Annotated in this window: 15 protein-coding genes; 7 read left to right on the forward strand and 8 right to left on the reverse strand. The window is 56.6% G+C overall.

Translation table 11 applies throughout. The annotated features are described in order from the left end of the window. The first annotated feature begins 116 nt into the window (after nucleotides 1-116). Nucleotides 117-1,952, forward strand: coding sequence for a dihydroxy-acid dehydratase (gene ilvD / locus AVCG78_RS07435; RefSeq protein ID WP_071585208.1), 1,836 nt, complete (start codon nucleotides 117-119; stop codon nucleotides 1,950-1,952). A gap of 98 nt (nucleotides 1,953-2,050) precedes the next feature. After that, entirely contained in the window at nucleotides 2,051-2,650 is a 600-nt protein-coding gene (locus tag AVCG78_RS07440; protein ID WP_071205289.1) for an HD domain-containing protein, read from the forward strand. A gap of 9 nt (nucleotides 2,651-2,659) precedes the next feature. Here AVCG78_RS07440 and AVCG78_RS07445 read toward each other — a convergent pair whose 3' ends face one another. The 5 genes from AVCG78_RS07445 to rpe all read right to left on the reverse strand — a co-directional run bounded on the left by AVCG78_RS07445 (nucleotide 2,660) and on the right by rpe (nucleotide 7,494). Continuing rightward, a complete protein-coding gene (locus AVCG78_RS07445) occupies nucleotides 2,660-3,658 on the reverse strand; it encodes an Lnb N-terminal periplasmic domain-containing protein (RefSeq protein ID WP_234665104.1) in 999 nt (332 codons plus the stop codon). Between the two features lie 181 nt (nucleotides 3,659-3,839). After that, the gene (locus tag AVCG78_RS07450) at nucleotides 3,840-4,472 is read right to left on the reverse strand and encodes a LysE family translocator (RefSeq protein ID WP_071205287.1); all 633 of its coding nucleotides are present in this window, start codon (nucleotides 4,470-4,472) and stop codon (nucleotides 3,840-3,842) included. Nucleotides 4,473-4,698: 226 nt separating this feature from the next. Then, a complete protein-coding gene (gene purB, locus AVCG78_RS07455) occupies nucleotides 4,699-6,000 on the reverse strand; it encodes an adenylosuccinate lyase (RefSeq protein ID WP_015916145.1) in 1,302 nt (433 codons plus the stop codon). 88 nt (nucleotides 6,001-6,088) lie between these two features. Beyond that, complete coding sequence (locus AVCG78_RS07460; RefSeq protein ID WP_139191472.1) at nucleotides 6,089-6,820, reverse strand: DUF2259 domain-containing protein; 732 nt, start codon at nucleotides 6,818-6,820, stop codon at nucleotides 6,089-6,091. After that, nucleotides 6,817-7,494, reverse strand: a complete 678-nt coding sequence (gene rpe / locus AVCG78_RS07465; RefSeq protein WP_071205285.1) for a ribulose-phosphate 3-epimerase — start codon at nucleotides 7,492-7,494, stop codon at nucleotides 6,817-6,819. Before rpe ends, AVCG78_RS07460 begins: the two co-directional genes overlap by 4 nt. 193 nt (nucleotides 7,495-7,687) lie before the next feature. Between rpe and AVCG78_RS07470 the strand changes: the two genes are divergently transcribed. Then, entirely contained in the window at nucleotides 7,688-8,449 is a 762-nt protein-coding gene (locus tag AVCG78_RS07470; protein WP_071205284.1) for an SDR family NAD(P)-dependent oxidoreductase, read from the forward strand. A gap of 6 nt (nucleotides 8,450-8,455) precedes the next feature. Here AVCG78_RS07470 and AVCG78_RS07475 read toward each other — a convergent pair whose 3' ends face one another. Then, a complete protein-coding gene (locus AVCG78_RS07475) occupies nucleotides 8,456-9,526 on the reverse strand; it encodes a branched-chain amino acid ABC transporter substrate-binding protein (protein ID WP_234665103.1) in 1,071 nt (356 codons plus the stop codon). 218 nt (nucleotides 9,527-9,744) lie between these two features. Here AVCG78_RS07475 and AVCG78_RS07480 point away from each other — a divergent pair, with 218 nt between their 5' ends. The 4 genes from AVCG78_RS07480 to AVCG78_RS07495 all read left to right on the forward strand — a co-directional run bounded on the left by AVCG78_RS07480 (nucleotide 9,745) and on the right by AVCG78_RS07495 (nucleotide 13,487). Next, a complete protein-coding gene (locus AVCG78_RS07480) occupies nucleotides 9,745-10,197 on the forward strand; it encodes a flavin reductase family protein (protein WP_071205318.1) in 453 nt (150 codons plus the stop codon). A gap of 8 nt (nucleotides 10,198-10,205) precedes the next feature. After that, nucleotides 10,206-10,550: a TfoX/Sxy family protein gene (locus AVCG78_RS07485; RefSeq protein ID WP_071205283.1), complete on the forward strand. Its 345-nt coding sequence runs from the start codon at nucleotides 10,206-10,208 to the stop codon at nucleotides 10,548-10,550. Between the two features lie 565 nt (nucleotides 10,551-11,115). Then, nucleotides 11,116-12,636: a tyrosinase family protein gene (locus AVCG78_RS07490; protein ID WP_071585210.1), complete on the forward strand. Its 1,521-nt coding sequence runs from the start codon at nucleotides 11,116-11,118 to the stop codon at nucleotides 12,634-12,636. A 5-nt stretch (nucleotides 12,637-12,641) separates the two neighbouring features. Beyond that, nucleotides 12,642-13,487 (forward strand): copper chaperone, encoded by an 846-nt coding sequence (locus tag AVCG78_RS07495; RefSeq protein WP_071205281.1) that lies wholly within the window; start codon nucleotides 12,642-12,644, stop codon nucleotides 13,485-13,487. Here AVCG78_RS07495 and AVCG78_RS07500 read toward each other — a convergent pair. Beyond that, nucleotides 13,479-13,883, reverse strand: a complete 405-nt coding sequence (locus AVCG78_RS07500) for an NUDIX domain-containing protein (RefSeq protein ID WP_071205280.1) — start codon at nucleotides 13,881-13,883, stop codon at nucleotides 13,479-13,481. The two genes, AVCG78_RS07495 and AVCG78_RS07500, sit on opposite strands and share 9 nt — an antisense overlap. A gap of 1 nt (nucleotide 13,884) precedes the next feature. After that, nucleotides 13,885-15,459 (reverse strand): DEAD/DEAH box helicase, encoded by a 1,575-nt coding sequence (locus AVCG78_RS07505; RefSeq protein WP_041696649.1) that lies wholly within the window; start codon nucleotides 15,457-15,459, stop codon nucleotides 13,885-13,887. Nucleotides 15,460-15,504: the final 45 nt, after the last annotated feature.

A 15,504-nucleotide genomic window follows, 5' to 3' on the forward strand; every position in this document is an offset into this window, starting at 1 on the left:
CCGGGAGCGTACCGTTTTCGACCATGCTGATAGTGACACAAAGACCCTACTGCCGTAGATAAATTGGAAAATTCGGCGCGTTTCCGGCGCAATAAAATAGTATCGAGGTGACATCCATGCCAGCCTATCGCTCAAGAACCACGACCCATGGCCGCAACATGGCAGGCGCGCGCGGCCTTTGGCGCGCAACCGGCATGAAGGATGGCGATTTCGGCAAGCCAATTATTGCCGTGGTCAACTCGTTCACGCAGTTTGTGCCCGGCCACGTTCACCTGAAGGACCTCGGCCAGCTCGTGGCCCGCGAAATCGAAGCGGCTGGCGGCGTTGCCAAGGAATTCAACACCATTGCCGTCGATGACGGCATCGCCATGGGCCATGACGGCATGCTGTATTCGCTGCCATCGCGCGAAATCATCGCCGATAGCGTTGAATATATGGTCAATGCCCATTGCGCCGATGCCATGGTCTGCATTTCCAACTGTGACAAGATCACCCCCGGCATGCTGATGGCCTCGCTGCGCCTCAACATCCCGACTGTGTTCGTCTCCGGTGGACCGATGGAAGCGGGCAAGGTCGTCATGCATGGCAAGAAGGTCGCGCTTGATCTGGTGGATGCCATGGTCGCCGCCGCGGACGACAAGATTTCCGATGAGGACGTCGCGACCATCGAGCGTTCGGCCTGTCCGACATGCGGGTCCTGCTCTGGCATGTTCACCGCCAATTCCATGAACTGTCTGACCGAAGCACTCGGCCTGTCCTTGCCCGGCAATGGCTCAACGCTGGCAACCCACTCCGACCGCAAGCGGCTGTTTGTGGAAGCGGGTCATCTGATCGTTGACATCACCCGCCGCTACTATGAGCAGGACGATGAAAACGTGCTGCCGCGCAACATCGCCTCCAAGCAGGCGTTTGAAAATGCCATGGCGCTGGACATTGCCATGGGCGGCTCCACCAACACCGTGCTGCATATTTTGGCTGCCGCCTATGAAGGCGAGATTGACTTTAATCTCGACGACATCGACCAGCTGTCGCGCCGCGTACCGTGCCTGTCCAAGGTCGCACCTGCCAAGCAGGATGTGCATATGGAAGACGTGCACCGCGCAGGCGGCATCATGCGTATTCTGGGCGAGCTGGATCGAGGTGGCCTGATCAACCGCGATTGCCCAACCGTTCACGCCCCAACACTGGGCGATGCCATTGACCGTTGGGACATCACCCGCACCAATTCAGAGAGTGTACGCGAGTTCTTCCGCGCTGCCCCCGGCGGCGTGCCAACGCAAGTGGCGTTTTCGCAGTCGTCTCGCTGGCATGAACTGGACATGGATCGCGAAAATGGCGTTATCCGCTCGGTTGAAAAGCCATTCTCCAAGGATGGCGGTCTGGCGGTGTTGAAGGGCAATATCGCCTTGGATGGCTGCATCGTCAAAACCGCTGGTGTCGATGAAAGCATCCTGAAATTTACCGGTCCGGCCAAGGTCTATGAAAGCCAGGATTCGGCAGTCAAGGCCATTCTCAGCAATGAGGTCGTGGCAGGCGACGTTGTGGTCATCCGCTACGAAGGACCGAAGGGCGGCCCGGGCATGCAGGAAATGCTGTACCCAACCAGCTACCTGAAATCCAAGGGCCTCGGCAAGGTCTGCGCCCTGATCACCGACGGCCGCTTCTCCGGCGGCACATCGGGCCTGTCCATCGGCCACGTCTCGCCAGAAGCGGCGAACGGTGGCACTATCGGCCTAGTGCGCAACGGCGACACCATCGCCATCGACATCCCGAACCGCACCATCGAACTGATGCTGTCCGAAGGCGAGCTCGCCGCCCGCCGCGTCTCACAGGATGCCGCTGGCTGGAAGCCTGCTGAGCACCGCAAGCGCAAGGTGACAACGGCGCTGAAAGCCTATGCTGCGTTTGCGACGTCGGCGGATTTGGGTGCTGTACGGAAATTGCCTGAGTAACGATTGGATAAAAACTCCGGCACAAAATTTTGTTTTGTGCCGGAGTCCTAGTTGTGCCGTTGCGGTCATTGCTCGGCGTTGTCGGCGGAGCGCAGTTTATGCCGCAAACTAAATTTGAGATCCTTCGCCAACAACTTGCTTTCTTGATTGAGCTGGACAAACTCAAATCCATTGTGCGCCAATCACCGCTGATCAATAAATCGCGCCGCGAAAACTCCGCTGAACATTCATGGCATTTGGCTTTATTCGCCCTAACGCTGTCTGAGCACGCAGAGGACGTTGATCCACTGCATATCGTAAAACTGCTTTTACTGCATGATGTGGTCGAAATCGACGCAGGCGATGCCCCGATACATAATCAGCAGGTAGACCGCGCAGCTTTGGCCGAGCATGAATTCGCAGCCGCAAAGCGTATCTTTGGTCTTTTACCCGATGCTCAGGGTCAAGAGATGCTTGCTCTTTGGTTGGAGTTTGAGGAAGGAAAAACGCCCAATGCGCGTTTTGCAAAAGCGTTGGACCGCCTTCAGCCGCTGCTTCTCAATACGCTGACCGATGGCGGGACCTGGGCTGAAAACGGCGTTTCCCAACAACAGGTCATGGAGCGCTATGGTCCGACCATTGAAGGTGGATCACCAATTCTTTGGCACGAAGCAAAGGAATTGGTACGCGCACATTTTGAAAGCAAGACACGCGAATGACTTGCCTTCTCAATTTGACTGCCTGATCACACTGGAATAACCAGGAGGTGAATTCCCCGCAGCCTGTGCTTTGGCGCTGATAGCGGCGCGGGCGCGCAATTCCGGTTCCGGCAGCTTCCAGACCGAGGCTCCATGCTCAGCCAGATAGCCGGGCAGGTAGCCCGACAGCAAAACGCGATAATCGGTTGGAATGCCGGGTTCAATCTGGCGGGCAAGATCAAACACCACTGTGGTGCAATTGGTGGTGATTGTGTCGTAGAATTTTGGCTGTTTGGCGAGCTGATCTGCCGAGTTCACGTAATTCAAAAACAAGGCGCGCATCGCCTGTTTGGGAATATCCAGCGGGTATAGATAGGTGTCTTCCTTGCGCATATTGGTGCGAAGATAGAGAATATCCCGCTCATCGGCGGCGAGAAAAGCCAGCTCATAGGTTTTGAAAAAGCCTGCAATCGATGAATAGGATTCGGTCTTTTCGCGGCGTGTTTCCACCGAGAACACCACGCGTTGACCATCCTCAAACCCGAAGCTGATGAGCGTGTGGGCAATGGCATCCATGCCCCAATAGGACAGCACCATATCGGCCTCATTCAGCTTGTTGAGATCATATTGCCGCGTCTCCCATTTGGCATCGGCAACTGTGTCACTTGTCCAGTTGAAATTTCGCACATTCTGGAGCGTCACAATGTTGTTCTCAACGCTCCCGGTGACAGTCCTCGATACATCCGTCGCCCAATCGCGATCAAGACTCGGTTTGATCGAGTGCCACCAGATACCGACAACGACCAGGCTCAGCACAAAAAGGCCGACCGATGCGAGCAGTGATTTTCGACCCAACGAGATGATGGCAAGAACAAACACCAGCCAAAGCCCAGCCGCCGCTCCGCGAACATATTCCGGCCCGGGAATGCGATACCAAAGCGCCAGAGCAATCCAACCTGTGGCAACGAGTGCTGCCAGAACCAGAAGAGAAAGCAGGATAACACTGATAAAACGAAGAAGAAGTTTCATGCCGCATTCCATTTTTCCACGGCGCTTATCCGCGTACCTGACTGATAATGGTCAAGAATATAGCGAGTAAGTGCGGTTTAACAATGATCAGCGGGAGGATGAATGGGCGGGATGCACGTCGTAAAGAACGGTGTTTCTAGAGTCCGTCTGGTTCAGAATGCATCAACGGACCTTGCCAATTTCAGTTTCTCGTGCCCAGAGCCAAGCGGCAGGCCAAGCCAGTAAAGACCGTCGCAAGAAGATATTGAGGCAGTTTTGGAAAGCGACGCACTGATGAAAGATGGCTGCGTATCCGGCTGCCGAGGAGGATGACCAAGCCATTCACGAACATTCCGATGACATTCAAGACTGTGGCAAGCAGCAGCATTTGCACGAGCAGAGAGCCTTGTTCTGGATTTACGAATTGCGGAAACAGGGCAAGAACGAAAAGCGCCATTTTGGGATTGAGAAGATTGGTCGCAAGACCTTCTGTAAAAATGCGTTTGCCAGACAGGCGCTTGAGTGACGATTGAGGAGAGAAGTCAGCTCCTTGCGACCGTATCGTCTTATAGGCAAGGTACAGCAAATAGATGCAGCCGGCCCAACGCACGATCTCATAGGCGACGGGAACAGTGAGGAAAAGTTGCGATAGTCCAAGGGCAGCAGCCGTTGCGTGACAATAGCAACCAAAGGCAATGCCCGCATATGTCAGAAATCCAGCCGACCGGCCTTGGCTAACACTGCGCGATGCAATGAGCAGCATATCCGGGCCGGGAGTGGCTGTGAGAACCAATGAGGCCGCGGCAAAAAGCATGAATGTAGAAAAATCCGGCATAACATCCCTCGATATAATGCAGCCGGAATTCTTGATTATCATCCGGGACGTTGAATGCAATCTGTTTTTGAGGTTAAGGCCTCAATCACCTTATAGGTCATGCTCCGCCGTGCGCCGAGCCGCTGATAACGCCGAAATGCTATCGAAGGTGTCACCCTCAAGATAAGCCCGAGGGTGACATGATCCAAAACAATCCCATTAAAATTCAGCGCTTTTCAGGTGTTTTTCACCCAAAAACCCGCTTGAAAATCGTATCGACATGCTTGGTATGATACCCAAGGTCAAACTTCTCACGAATTTGCTCTTCGCTTAGAGCTGCGCGCACCTCAGCATCTCCCAGCAGTTCTTCCAAAAAGTCCTTGCCCTGTTCCCAGACCTTCATGGCGTTGCGCTGTACGAGGCGGTAGCTGTCTTCTCGGGAGACACCAGCCTGGGTCAGGGCCAGCAGCACGCGCTGGCTCATGACGAGGCCGCGGAATTTGTTCATGTTTTTCAACATGTTTTCTGGGTAGATCACCAGCTTTTCAACAACGCCTGCCAAACGGTTCAGGGCGAAATCGAGTGTAATGGTGGTGTCGGGGCCGATGGCGCGCTCAACGCTGGAGTGGCTGATGTCGCGTTCATGCCAAAGGGCTACGTTTTCCATGGCGGGAACGACGGACATGCGCACGAGGCGGGCGAGGCCGGTGAGGTTTTCGGTCAGCACCGGGTTGCGCTTGTGCGGCATGGCCGATGAGCCCTTCTGGCCCGGAGAGAAGAACTCTTCGGCTTCCAGCACCTCGGTGCGCTGCATATGGCGGATCTCAATCGCGACGTTTTCAATCGACGAGGCAATCACGCCCAATGTGGCGAAGAACATGGCGTGACGGTCGCGTGGGATGACCTGCGTGGAAACCGGCTCTGGCACGAGGCCGAGCTTTTCGCAGACATGTTCCTCGACGCTGGGGTCGATATTGGCAAAGGTGCCAACCGCACCGGAAATAGCACCCGTGGCAATTTCAGCGCGGGCATTGACGAGACGGGCGCGGTTGCGCTCCATTTCGGCGTAGAACCGGGCAAAGGTCAGCCCCATGGTGGTGGGTTCGGCGTGAATGCCATGGCTGCGGCCAATGCGAACCGAATCCTTGTGCTCAAAGGCGCGGGTTTTCAACGCGGCCAGCACGCGGTCCATATCAGCCAAGAGCAGATCGGCAGCGCGGACCAGCTGAATGTTGAAGGTGGTATCCAGCACGTCCGAGGAGGTCATGCCCTGATGCACGAACCGGCTGTCGGGGCCGATAAACTCTGCCAGATGAGTGAGGAAGGCGATGACATCATGCTTGGTGACGGCTTCGATTTCGTCGATGCGGGCCACGTTAAACTCGGCAGCACCACCCTTTTCCCAGATGGTTTTGGCGGCGTCCTTCGGGATCACACCCAGCTCAGCCAGCGCGTCGCAGGCATGGGCCTCGATCTCGAACCAGATGCGGAATTTGGTTTCGGGCGACCAGATGGCGACCATTTCTGGCCGGGAATAACGCGGGATCATCGGCTTGATCTTTCTTGCATGAATAACCTATGCCGCCCCATAGCAAACATGGCAGCCGATCTCAACGGCAACGGCGCGAAAGGTGGTGTCAGGGCTTGATCGGCACGGCGAGCCAGCGCCCGTCGGAGCCTTCGGAAGAGGGGTTCATGACAAGGACCAACGCGATCTGCACCACATTGCCGCCAGGAACCTGATAGGTGACGACGCCGCCCAGCCTGTAGCCTGTGGGACAGCGGCGGCTGGCGGGCACGTGGCCATCTTCATAGACGACCTTATCCTGCTTGGCGCCGTTGATCTGCGTCATCTTCAGGCGAAAGCCCTTGATGGTCTGTACCTGGTCCTTGCAGGCGGCAGGGGCGCCTTCGTCCAGCTCTTCCAGCGTCAGTGTATTGGGCTCACCCACTGTCGGCTGGGAGGCGTGAACACGGTAGCTGAGCACATGCGGATCGGTGCCGATCTCGCTTAGGGGATTGAAGGCAACCACTTCACCGGGATGATCCAGCAGGCCTCGGTCCTGAACAGTTTTTGCTACCTGATCCATGCTCTGCTTGCGGATCGCGGCCATACTGGCCTTGTCGTCATCACCGCGCAGGCGCACCGGCGTATCCGGCAGGAACGTATTGTTGTTGAGGTCGATAGCAAAAATATTCGAGTAGGGCGTGTTGACGCCGCTCTGCACGCCATATTCCTCGAAGGCAAAGACGGAACCGTCAGCGGAAAAACCGATAGGGCGAACGGCTGCGATATCGCCTGCCGCAGCGGGCAGGGCGGCAAGGCTGCCCACGGCAACCATGGCTGCGGAAAGCCAGTGAAGTTTCAAGACCGGCCTCCTTCAGCGGCATGGCGCAATGCCGTCACCGTTTCGCGATAGGCATCGACACCCTGGCCCTTGTAGATGGCAGATCCTGCCACCAAAACATTGGCACCGGCCTTTGTGGCAATCGGCGCTGTCTCCACGGTGATCCCGCCATCGACTTCAAGTGCAATAGGCCTGTCGCCAATCAGCGCCCGCGCCTGGGCGATCTTGCCCGCCGCAGCCGGGATAAAGCTCTGCCCGCCAAAGCCGGGATTGACACTCATGATCAGGATCAGATCCACATCATCAATGACATTTTCCAGCATGGAGACCGGCGTGGCCGGATTGATCGATACGCCAGCTTTCTTGCCGAGGGCGCGAATGGTTTGCAGCGAACGATGCAGATGCGGCCCGGCTTCGGCATGAACGGTGATGTAATCACATCCCGCATCGGCAAAGGCAGCCAGGAACGGATCGGCAGGGGCAATCATCAGATGGCAGTCGAACACGGCTTTGGTATGTGGCCGCAGCGCCTTGATAACCGCCGGGCCGAAAGAGATATTCGGCACGAAATGGCCATCCATCACATCGAGATGAATCCAGTCGGCGCCCGCCTCCACAACATCGGCCACTTCAGCCCCCAGCCGGGAAAAATTGGCGGCGAGGATCGAAGGGGCGATCAGCAGCGGAGGTGTCATTTATCTCATTCTTTCGAAATAGCGGATGTCGTGCCGCTCATAGCATTCCCGCATTAGCGCGACAACCTTTCCTGTGGCCCGGATTGCGAAAGTCGGTTGATTTTACAGCCGCTTTGCGGGCGATCATGATCCGGCCTTGGACAGGTGCGACAGCCGGGTTATGAATGCTTGGAGATGACCTATGGGAGGAAATATGGGCAGGTTTGTGATCATCACCGGCGGCAGCACGGGCATAGGGCGCCAGCTGGTCCAGGCTTTTGCCGGTCTGGGCGACACGGTGGCCTTCAGCTATCTCGGCGACGATGCACCGGCCAAAAGCCTGGTGTCCCTGATGGAGCAACAGGGCCGCAACGTGCTGGCCCTTTCCGCCGATGTCGGCGACGGAGACACCGTCGAGCAATTCTTCAACCAGGCCTGTGCCTGGGCCAAGGCAAGCCCGGCTGTCCTCATCAACAATGCCGGTGTGCAGACCTGGTCCAGCCTGCTCGATCTCTCCGAAAAAGACTGGAACCGGGTGATCCGCACCAATCTGACCGGGACATTTCTCAATACCAAGGCGGCTGCAAGCCGGATGGTGGCAGCTGGTAACGGTGGCGCCATCGTCAATATCGGCTCGGGCTGCAACAAGCTCGCCTTCCCGAATCTGGTTGATTACACCGCCTCCAAGGGCGGGGTCGAGCAATTCACCAAAGTGGCCGCCGTCGAACTGGGGCCGCATGGCATCCGGGTCAATTGCGTTGCCCCCGGTGCCATTGCCACGGAACGAACCTATGAGGAAGCGCCTGATTATGGCGAAGTCTGGGGCAAGGTCACGCCGCTGCGCCGGGTGGGGATACCGCAGGATATTGCCGGCCCCGTGCTCTATCTCGCCAGTGACGCGGCTGGCTTCGTGACCGGTCAGACGCTCTGGGTCGATGGCGGGTTGTTTACACGGCCAGTCTGGCCTTACGAATAGGTAACGCTATTCGCTGAGCGGGCGCGGCGGCTGAAAACCACCGTCACGCCATTCCTGCAATTGAAACGGATTGTCGCTGAGTTCGTGGCCGTCGGTAAAGGACAGCGAGCCGATGACGGTCTCAGTCTTGGTCTTGCTGATCGCCTCAGCCAACGACGGTTCGTTCAATGCCGCCGCGGCATGCAGAAACTGGACGCTGGCAAAGGCGGGCAGGGCATAGCCATCCGCTGCGCTGCCCTGTGTTCGTAGCGCATCAACCGTCTTCTGCGCGCTCGGCATTCTGGCATAATCAGGCGTAATCACCGCCAATACCCCATCTTGCAGTGGAACGGGCCGATCTACCGCCCTCATTGCCTCGCCACCCATCAGCGTCAGGGGAATATTTTCGGCCTTGGCATCGCGGGCGATGACCGAGACATCGCTGCGGTCACCGCCGATGAAGACATTGGTCGCGCCCGTCTTCTTCAAGCGCCGAACCAGGGCAATCTGTTGCTCCTGGGCCGGGCGGTAAGTATCGGTGAAAACCGGTTTCATGCCGCGCTGTTCCAGCGACGCTCGGATGGCTTCCACCAGTTCACGGCTGCGGATCGTGCCGTCATCGAGAAGCGCGAAAGCCGTTCCCGCCCATTGGCTGACGATTACATCCACCAGCTTTTCGCTTTCCGCTTTGGTGCTGGGGGCCAGCCGAAAGAGTGGCCATTGGTTCTTCAAGGCATCTTCCATAACGGTGGGCCAGCGCACTGAAAGCGTCACAGCCGGAATACCAGCCGGGCCAAGCTTGGCCAGCAAACCATCAAGGCTTTCGCTGCACAGAAATCCGATCGCCGCATCGACCTTCGCTGTCACAAGCTTGTCGGCAATCGCCGCGCCAGTGGCTGTAGCGCATGGCTCGTCAATCACAACCAGCGTATCACCGCTTTGTTTTGCCGCAGCGTCTGCCCCCGCCCGCATCTGCTGACCAAGAACGGCATAAGGCCCGCCCTGCGGCGCAACCAGCCCGATGGTAAGGGCAAATGCACCCGGCGCTGCTAACGCATAGCCTATGCCGAACAGCAGTGAAAAAACGCGTAATATCATTTCAATCCGGATCATCATGAATTTTCAGTTACCTTAGCGGCACAGCAACAGCAAGGGAATGAAAATGTCCAGGTCGTAGCCGCAAGATGCTGATGGAGCATGATGGTTTCGTAAAACCGCTTCACACTTTTACGCATCATGCTCTATAGCCATTCTTGACAAGCAAATTGGCAAGGAGTGCAGGCGTGGCTATCGATCCTTTGGACTATCGTGAAGCGATGAGCCGCTACGCAGGTCATGTGCAGATCGTCACCACGGAATTTCAAGGCGTCGCCAGGGGCACGACCATCACTGCCGCCTGCTCGGTTTCCGATCAGCCACCGATGGTGCTGGCCTGCATCAACAATCAGAACGAAGGCAACAAACCCTTCTTCGAAAGCGATTGTTTTGCCCTCAACACGCTTGCCGCTCATCATCAGGACCTGGCCGGAGCATTTGCTGGCTTTGGTAAGCTGTCGAGCGAAGAGCGATTCGCGCTTGGCACCTGGGAACAGATGATTACCGGCGCGCCACTGCTGACCGGCGCCATCGCCGCCTATGATTGCCGGGTCGTAGACCGGAAAATCACCGCCACGCACACTGTCCTGTTCGGCGAAGTGGTGGGACTGAAGCTTGGTGAAAGGGCTGCAACACTTCTTTACCTGCAAAGAGGTTTCCATACCGTCGAATAGGCCAGATCATGGACAATGCCGATATTGAAGAGATGTTTCAATCGCTGGGTCCGGTTAGTATCCGACGCATGTTCGGTGGCAAGGGTATCTATCACCACGGCATAATCTTCGCGCTTTATCTCTTTGACGAGATCATGCTGAAAGCCGACGCGCAGACGGCACCAGAGTTTGCCGCCGCTGGCGCCCGGCAATGGGTCTATCAGCGTCCGGGCAAGAACCCTGTCGCCATGCCCTATTGGTCTGTGCCGGAAGACGCGTTCGACGATCCCGACGAAATGGCGCGCTGGGCAAACTTGGCCTATGAGGCGGGTATCAGGGCACAAAAGCCTTCAGCCTCAACGCGCCGCAGGTGAACCTCGGCGCGGCAACAGTCGCTTAAAACGGCCTGGACGCCGTAGCCAGGAGATTGGCGCTCGCGCCATCGCGTTGCCACAAAAAAAGCACCCAAAAAAGGGCTCTTCGCGAAGGCTAGGCGACTTGACGGATATCTAAATCAATAGTAGCAATTTTATTATATTCAACCAAAAGAAGCATTTAACTGTATGAGGGTTTACTCGATCGCTCTTTGAAATCCAGGAGGTTTTGAAGGCAAGAATCATTCATATAATTTCACTCACCAATGTTTTTGTCAGGGAAAATCGAGTTCGAGTTTCCCCAAATTCAACAGACAACCTGAAGACTAAAGCATCATAATGATGCTGATTTCCGACGGTGTGCCAAAGGGTCCGCATTCAATGGCCAGGCCATTTTCTGCGAATTCATAAGGGCAAGCCATTCGGCTGAAGCCCTTTTCCTCACCAACCGTAAGACGTCACTTCCCTCTCCAATGGAGAGATATCGGGAGGGGCGAAGCTTTGGCCTATGGGAGGAAAATCCATAATTTCTGATCGTTTTTTCTTTAAATATCCGGGGGATAACATGGTTTACATTCGTAAAAGTGTGTGGGCAAATGGCGGCGATTTCAGCGATCCAATTCTCTATTGGTATGCCAAGGGTGTCGGCAAGCTGCGCCAAAAGGCATTGGCCGACAACACCAGCTGGAATTTCATGGCTGCGATCCACGGGATTGATATCGATGATTCCGATAGTCTCTGGACGAAATATGGATATTACACGGCTGGTGAGACCCTGCCGTCCCAAGCAGATCAGGATCTCTATTGGAACCAATGCCAGCACGGCAGCTGGTATTTTCTGCCCTGGCATCGCGGCTATATCTGGTCGATTGAAGCGCTTGTGCGGGCGCAGATCGTCGCACTAGGAGGTCCGGCGGACTGGGCCATGCCCTATTGGAACTACAGCGATACGACCAATCCCAAGGCACGGATGATGCCACCTGCCTTCGCGCAGGAAGAGTTTGAAGGTGGTCCTAATCCGCTCTACATCAAGCAGCGCTACGGATCAGGAACGCCACCGATTATCGTGCCTGTCGAGGATGTGAGCCTGGAGGCACTGGAGTGGCCTATTTTCACTGGTGTGTCCTCAGGCGGTAGCCCAGGATTTGGTGGCGTAAAGACGGGCTTTTCCCACGATAGCGACACATTCGGCCTGTTGGAACACATGCCACACAATGTGGTCCATATTGCTATCGGCGGCGAATATAATGGCGATGAAGCCCTGCCAGGCCTAATGGCCATACCGGACACGGCGGGACTAGATCCGATCTTCTGGCTGCATCATGCCAATATCGACCGGCTTTGGGCGCAATGGAATGCCGCGTCCCCACAGCATAAGAACCCTGTCGATCCGGCTTGGTTGGACGGCCCTCAGGACCGTAAATTCGCCGTGCCGAACCCGGATGGAACGCCATATTATTACAAGCCCTCTGATATGCTGGAAACCACAAGCCCGAAACTGGATTATACCTATGACCAGTTCGTTGTCGCTCAAGCCCCTGTTCTGGCGGCGGCTGTCGCAACAGGAGGAAAAGCAGTGACGGAACCCAAAGCTGCCGAACTGGTCGGGGCGAATACGGATGTTCTTGCTCTAGCCGGTGAAAAAACGGCATCGGCGGTTCGTCTGGACGATGCCTCCTCGGCGCTTTTCGCTGCACCGAAGACGTTGGCTTTGGGGTTGCGCAGTGGCGATGTCCCGCGTGACAGGTATTTCCTCAATCTGGAAAACATTCGTGCACAACAGGATGGCTTCGTGATCGATGTCTATCTCAATCTGCCCGATGATGCCGATCATCAGCACCGTCTGGACCTTCGTGCTGGCTCTGTCGGCCTATTCGGTGTTCGCAATGCGTCGAAAACCGACAGCTCCCATGGCGGACGGGGTGTGACACAGGTTCTTGACATCACAAGACTCCTGTCCGGCTTGATCCATAGTGGCGACATTGCCAAGAGCGGCTTGAGCGTCCATCTCGTTCCCCGTAAGGCTCTGGGAGAGGGCGCGAAGGTGACTGTTGAACGCATCAGCCTTTACCGTCAGCCGGGCTAAGCGGCATGGCTCCCACTCTGTCTCGGCTCAGGGCCGTGGTCTCCTTGCTCAAGGAGCCGCCATGGCCCACCTTGCTTACCTTCAGCCTTCTCGGCTGGCTCGCCATGGCTTTCACAAGCCATGGCAGCGACGCGCTGGATCTTTGCATTTCGGCCTCTGGCGCTCTTCTGGACCGTGGCTGGCGCGCATTCCAGGTGCAAATATGGATGATGTCCATATCCGGCGTTGCTTTGTCTTTGATAATTATGCTGACGGCAATGATGTCATTGATTTTGCGGGACCCGATCAAACATATCTGGAACCGTAGCCTCAAGAGGCGGCGAGTACGCTCACTGGGCATGTTCTTTGTCAGTTATTGCGGTCTCTGGGCTGTTTGCGCACCACTGCTTGTGGTCATCGGCATGCTGCTGCGGGTGGGTGCCAGCCTTGTTGATCTACCAGTCCTGCTGCTGGCGTTAGGCCTCGTCGGCTTCTGGCAAATCACACCCTGGAAACAACGTATCTTGAACCAGTGTCACTGGACGCCGCGATTGAGCGCTTTTGGCTGGGCCGCAGACCGCGATTGCCTGCGCTACGGCCTGCGCGAGGGCGGACTTTGTGTTGGTACCTGCTGGGCGCTGATGGTGTTACCATTCGCCGAGTATGACTACCATCTTCTGTTTATGGCTGCCACATCGGTAATCATGGTCTCGGAGAGGCTGCGTCCCGGACGTCCGGCTCGCTGGACTATAGCAGGACCAGCGGGCCTTGTGTATCAAGGAGCACTTAAGCGGTTACGCCGCACAACCAACACTGTTCCAGGATGCTTTGATGGTTGCGATCCGTCACGGCACGCGGAAAAATCAGCGTAGAAACGGCAGTATAGCCTTGGTGAAGGCCGATAAAGGTTGCGGCAGATCATCTAACGCAAACCAGCCGAAGTCCGAAAGCTTGTCGGGCTCTGTCAGCGTCGCTTCGCCGGAGATGTCGCTGGTCTTATAGAGAAGAGAGACCCAATGCTGGCGCTCGGCTGCGATGATCTGTTCGCTGACGCTGACAAATTCCACGGAGCCGATGGTCAGGCCGGTTTCTTCTTCGGCCTCACGCCGGGCTGCTTGTTCCGCAGGTTCAAGCACATCGACCTTGCCGCCGACAATACTCCAACAACCGGATTCGGGTGGGCGCATTCGCTTATACAGCAAAAGCTTGCCATCCCTGACAATGGCAAGGCCAACGCCGACGCCCGGAAAATCTAATCCGGGAACCATATCAGGCTTTGGCGCTGGCAACGATCAGCATGAAAGCAGGAATATCATCGCCGAAGCCAACAGGAGTCGGGCCGTCATCATGGTCGCGGTAATGCTGGCGGCGGCGTTCGCGCTGGTCGTCATTGGCCGGGTTGGGCGCCTGATTATTGCGATAATCGCGGTTGCCCTGGCTTGGCCGTCTGTCTGTCTTGCGCTCTTGCTTCACGCTATCCACCTTGGTTGCGACGACTTCTACAGCCGCTTCGGTGCTAATCTGCTCTTCTGTCGTGTCAGGCTTGTGACTGCTGCGATGTTCACGGTCACCGTCACGCGCACCGTCTCTGGAGCGCTCCCGGCCACGGCCCCGGTCACTACCGTTTCTATCACTACCGCTCTTGTCACGAGCATTCTTGCCGCCACGGCCACGGCGCTCATCACGATCACCTTCAGCCATAGGCGGCAGAGAGGCGACGTCGCCGTCCAGCCATTCTGGCTTTTCGCCGATCAGTTTTTCAATCGCGTCGAGATATTTCGCGTCGGACTTGGTCACCAGCGTGAAGGCGCGGCCTGAACGACCAGCGCGACCGGTACGACCGATGCGGTGGACATAGTCTTCCGCATGGATCGGCACGTCGAAATTGAACACATGGCTGACATCGGGAATATCAAGGCCGCGGGCCGCAACGTCAGAGGCCACCAGAAGGGTAATCTGATTGTCCTTGAAACCGGCCAGCATATTTGTGCGCGAACGCTGGTCCATGTCGCCATGCAGAGCGCCGACCGAGAAACCATGACGCTCCAGCGAACGGAACAGATCGGCCACATCCTTCTTCCTGTTACAGAAGATGATGGCGTTCTTCAGATCGTCCTGGGCGCGGATAATGTCGCGCAGGGTGGAGCGCTTTTCATAATCCTTGTTCTGGCAGGCCACCAGCCGCTGCGTCACGGTCTTAGCTGTCGAAGATGGCGGAGCCACCTCGATCCGTTCCGGATTTTGCAGGAACTTGTCGGCCAGCTTCTGGATTTCCGGCGGCATGGTAGCCGAGAAGAACAGCGTCTGACGGGTAAAGGGAATGAGCTTGGCGATGCGCTCGATATCGGGAATGAAGCCCATGTCCAGCATGCGGTCGGCTTCGTCGATAACAAGGATTTCGACGCCGGTCATCAGTAGCTTGCCGCGCTCGCAATGGTCCAGCAGGCGGCCAGGCGTGCAGATCAGCACATCGGCGCCACGTTCCAGCTTGCGGTCCTGTTCATCGAACGAAACGCCGCCGATCAGCAGGGCAATGTTGAGCTTGTGATTCTTGCCGTATTTTTCGAAATTCTCGGCAACCTGGGCTGCAAGTTCGCGCGTCGGCTCCATAATCAGCGTGCGCGGCATGCGTGCGCGTGCACGGCCTTTTTCGAGCAATGTCAGCATCGGCAGTACGAAGGACGCCGTCTTGCCTGTGCCCGTCTGGGCAATACCGCAAATATCGCGGCGCATCAGGGCCGGCGGAATGGCGCCAGCCTGAATCGGTGTCGGCACGGTGTAGCCGGCATCAGTTACAGCGGAAAGAACTTTTTGGCTCAGGCCAAGGTCAGCGAATGTGGTCAAAGGGAAATGTTTTCCGTTCCGTTCTTGCGAACTCAAGATGAATCG

This window comes from Gillisella vitis (genome assembly GCF_021559775.1).
Classification (GTDB): Bacteria; Pseudomonadota; Alphaproteobacteria; order Rhizobiales; family Rhizobiaceae; genus Allorhizobium; species Allorhizobium ampelinum.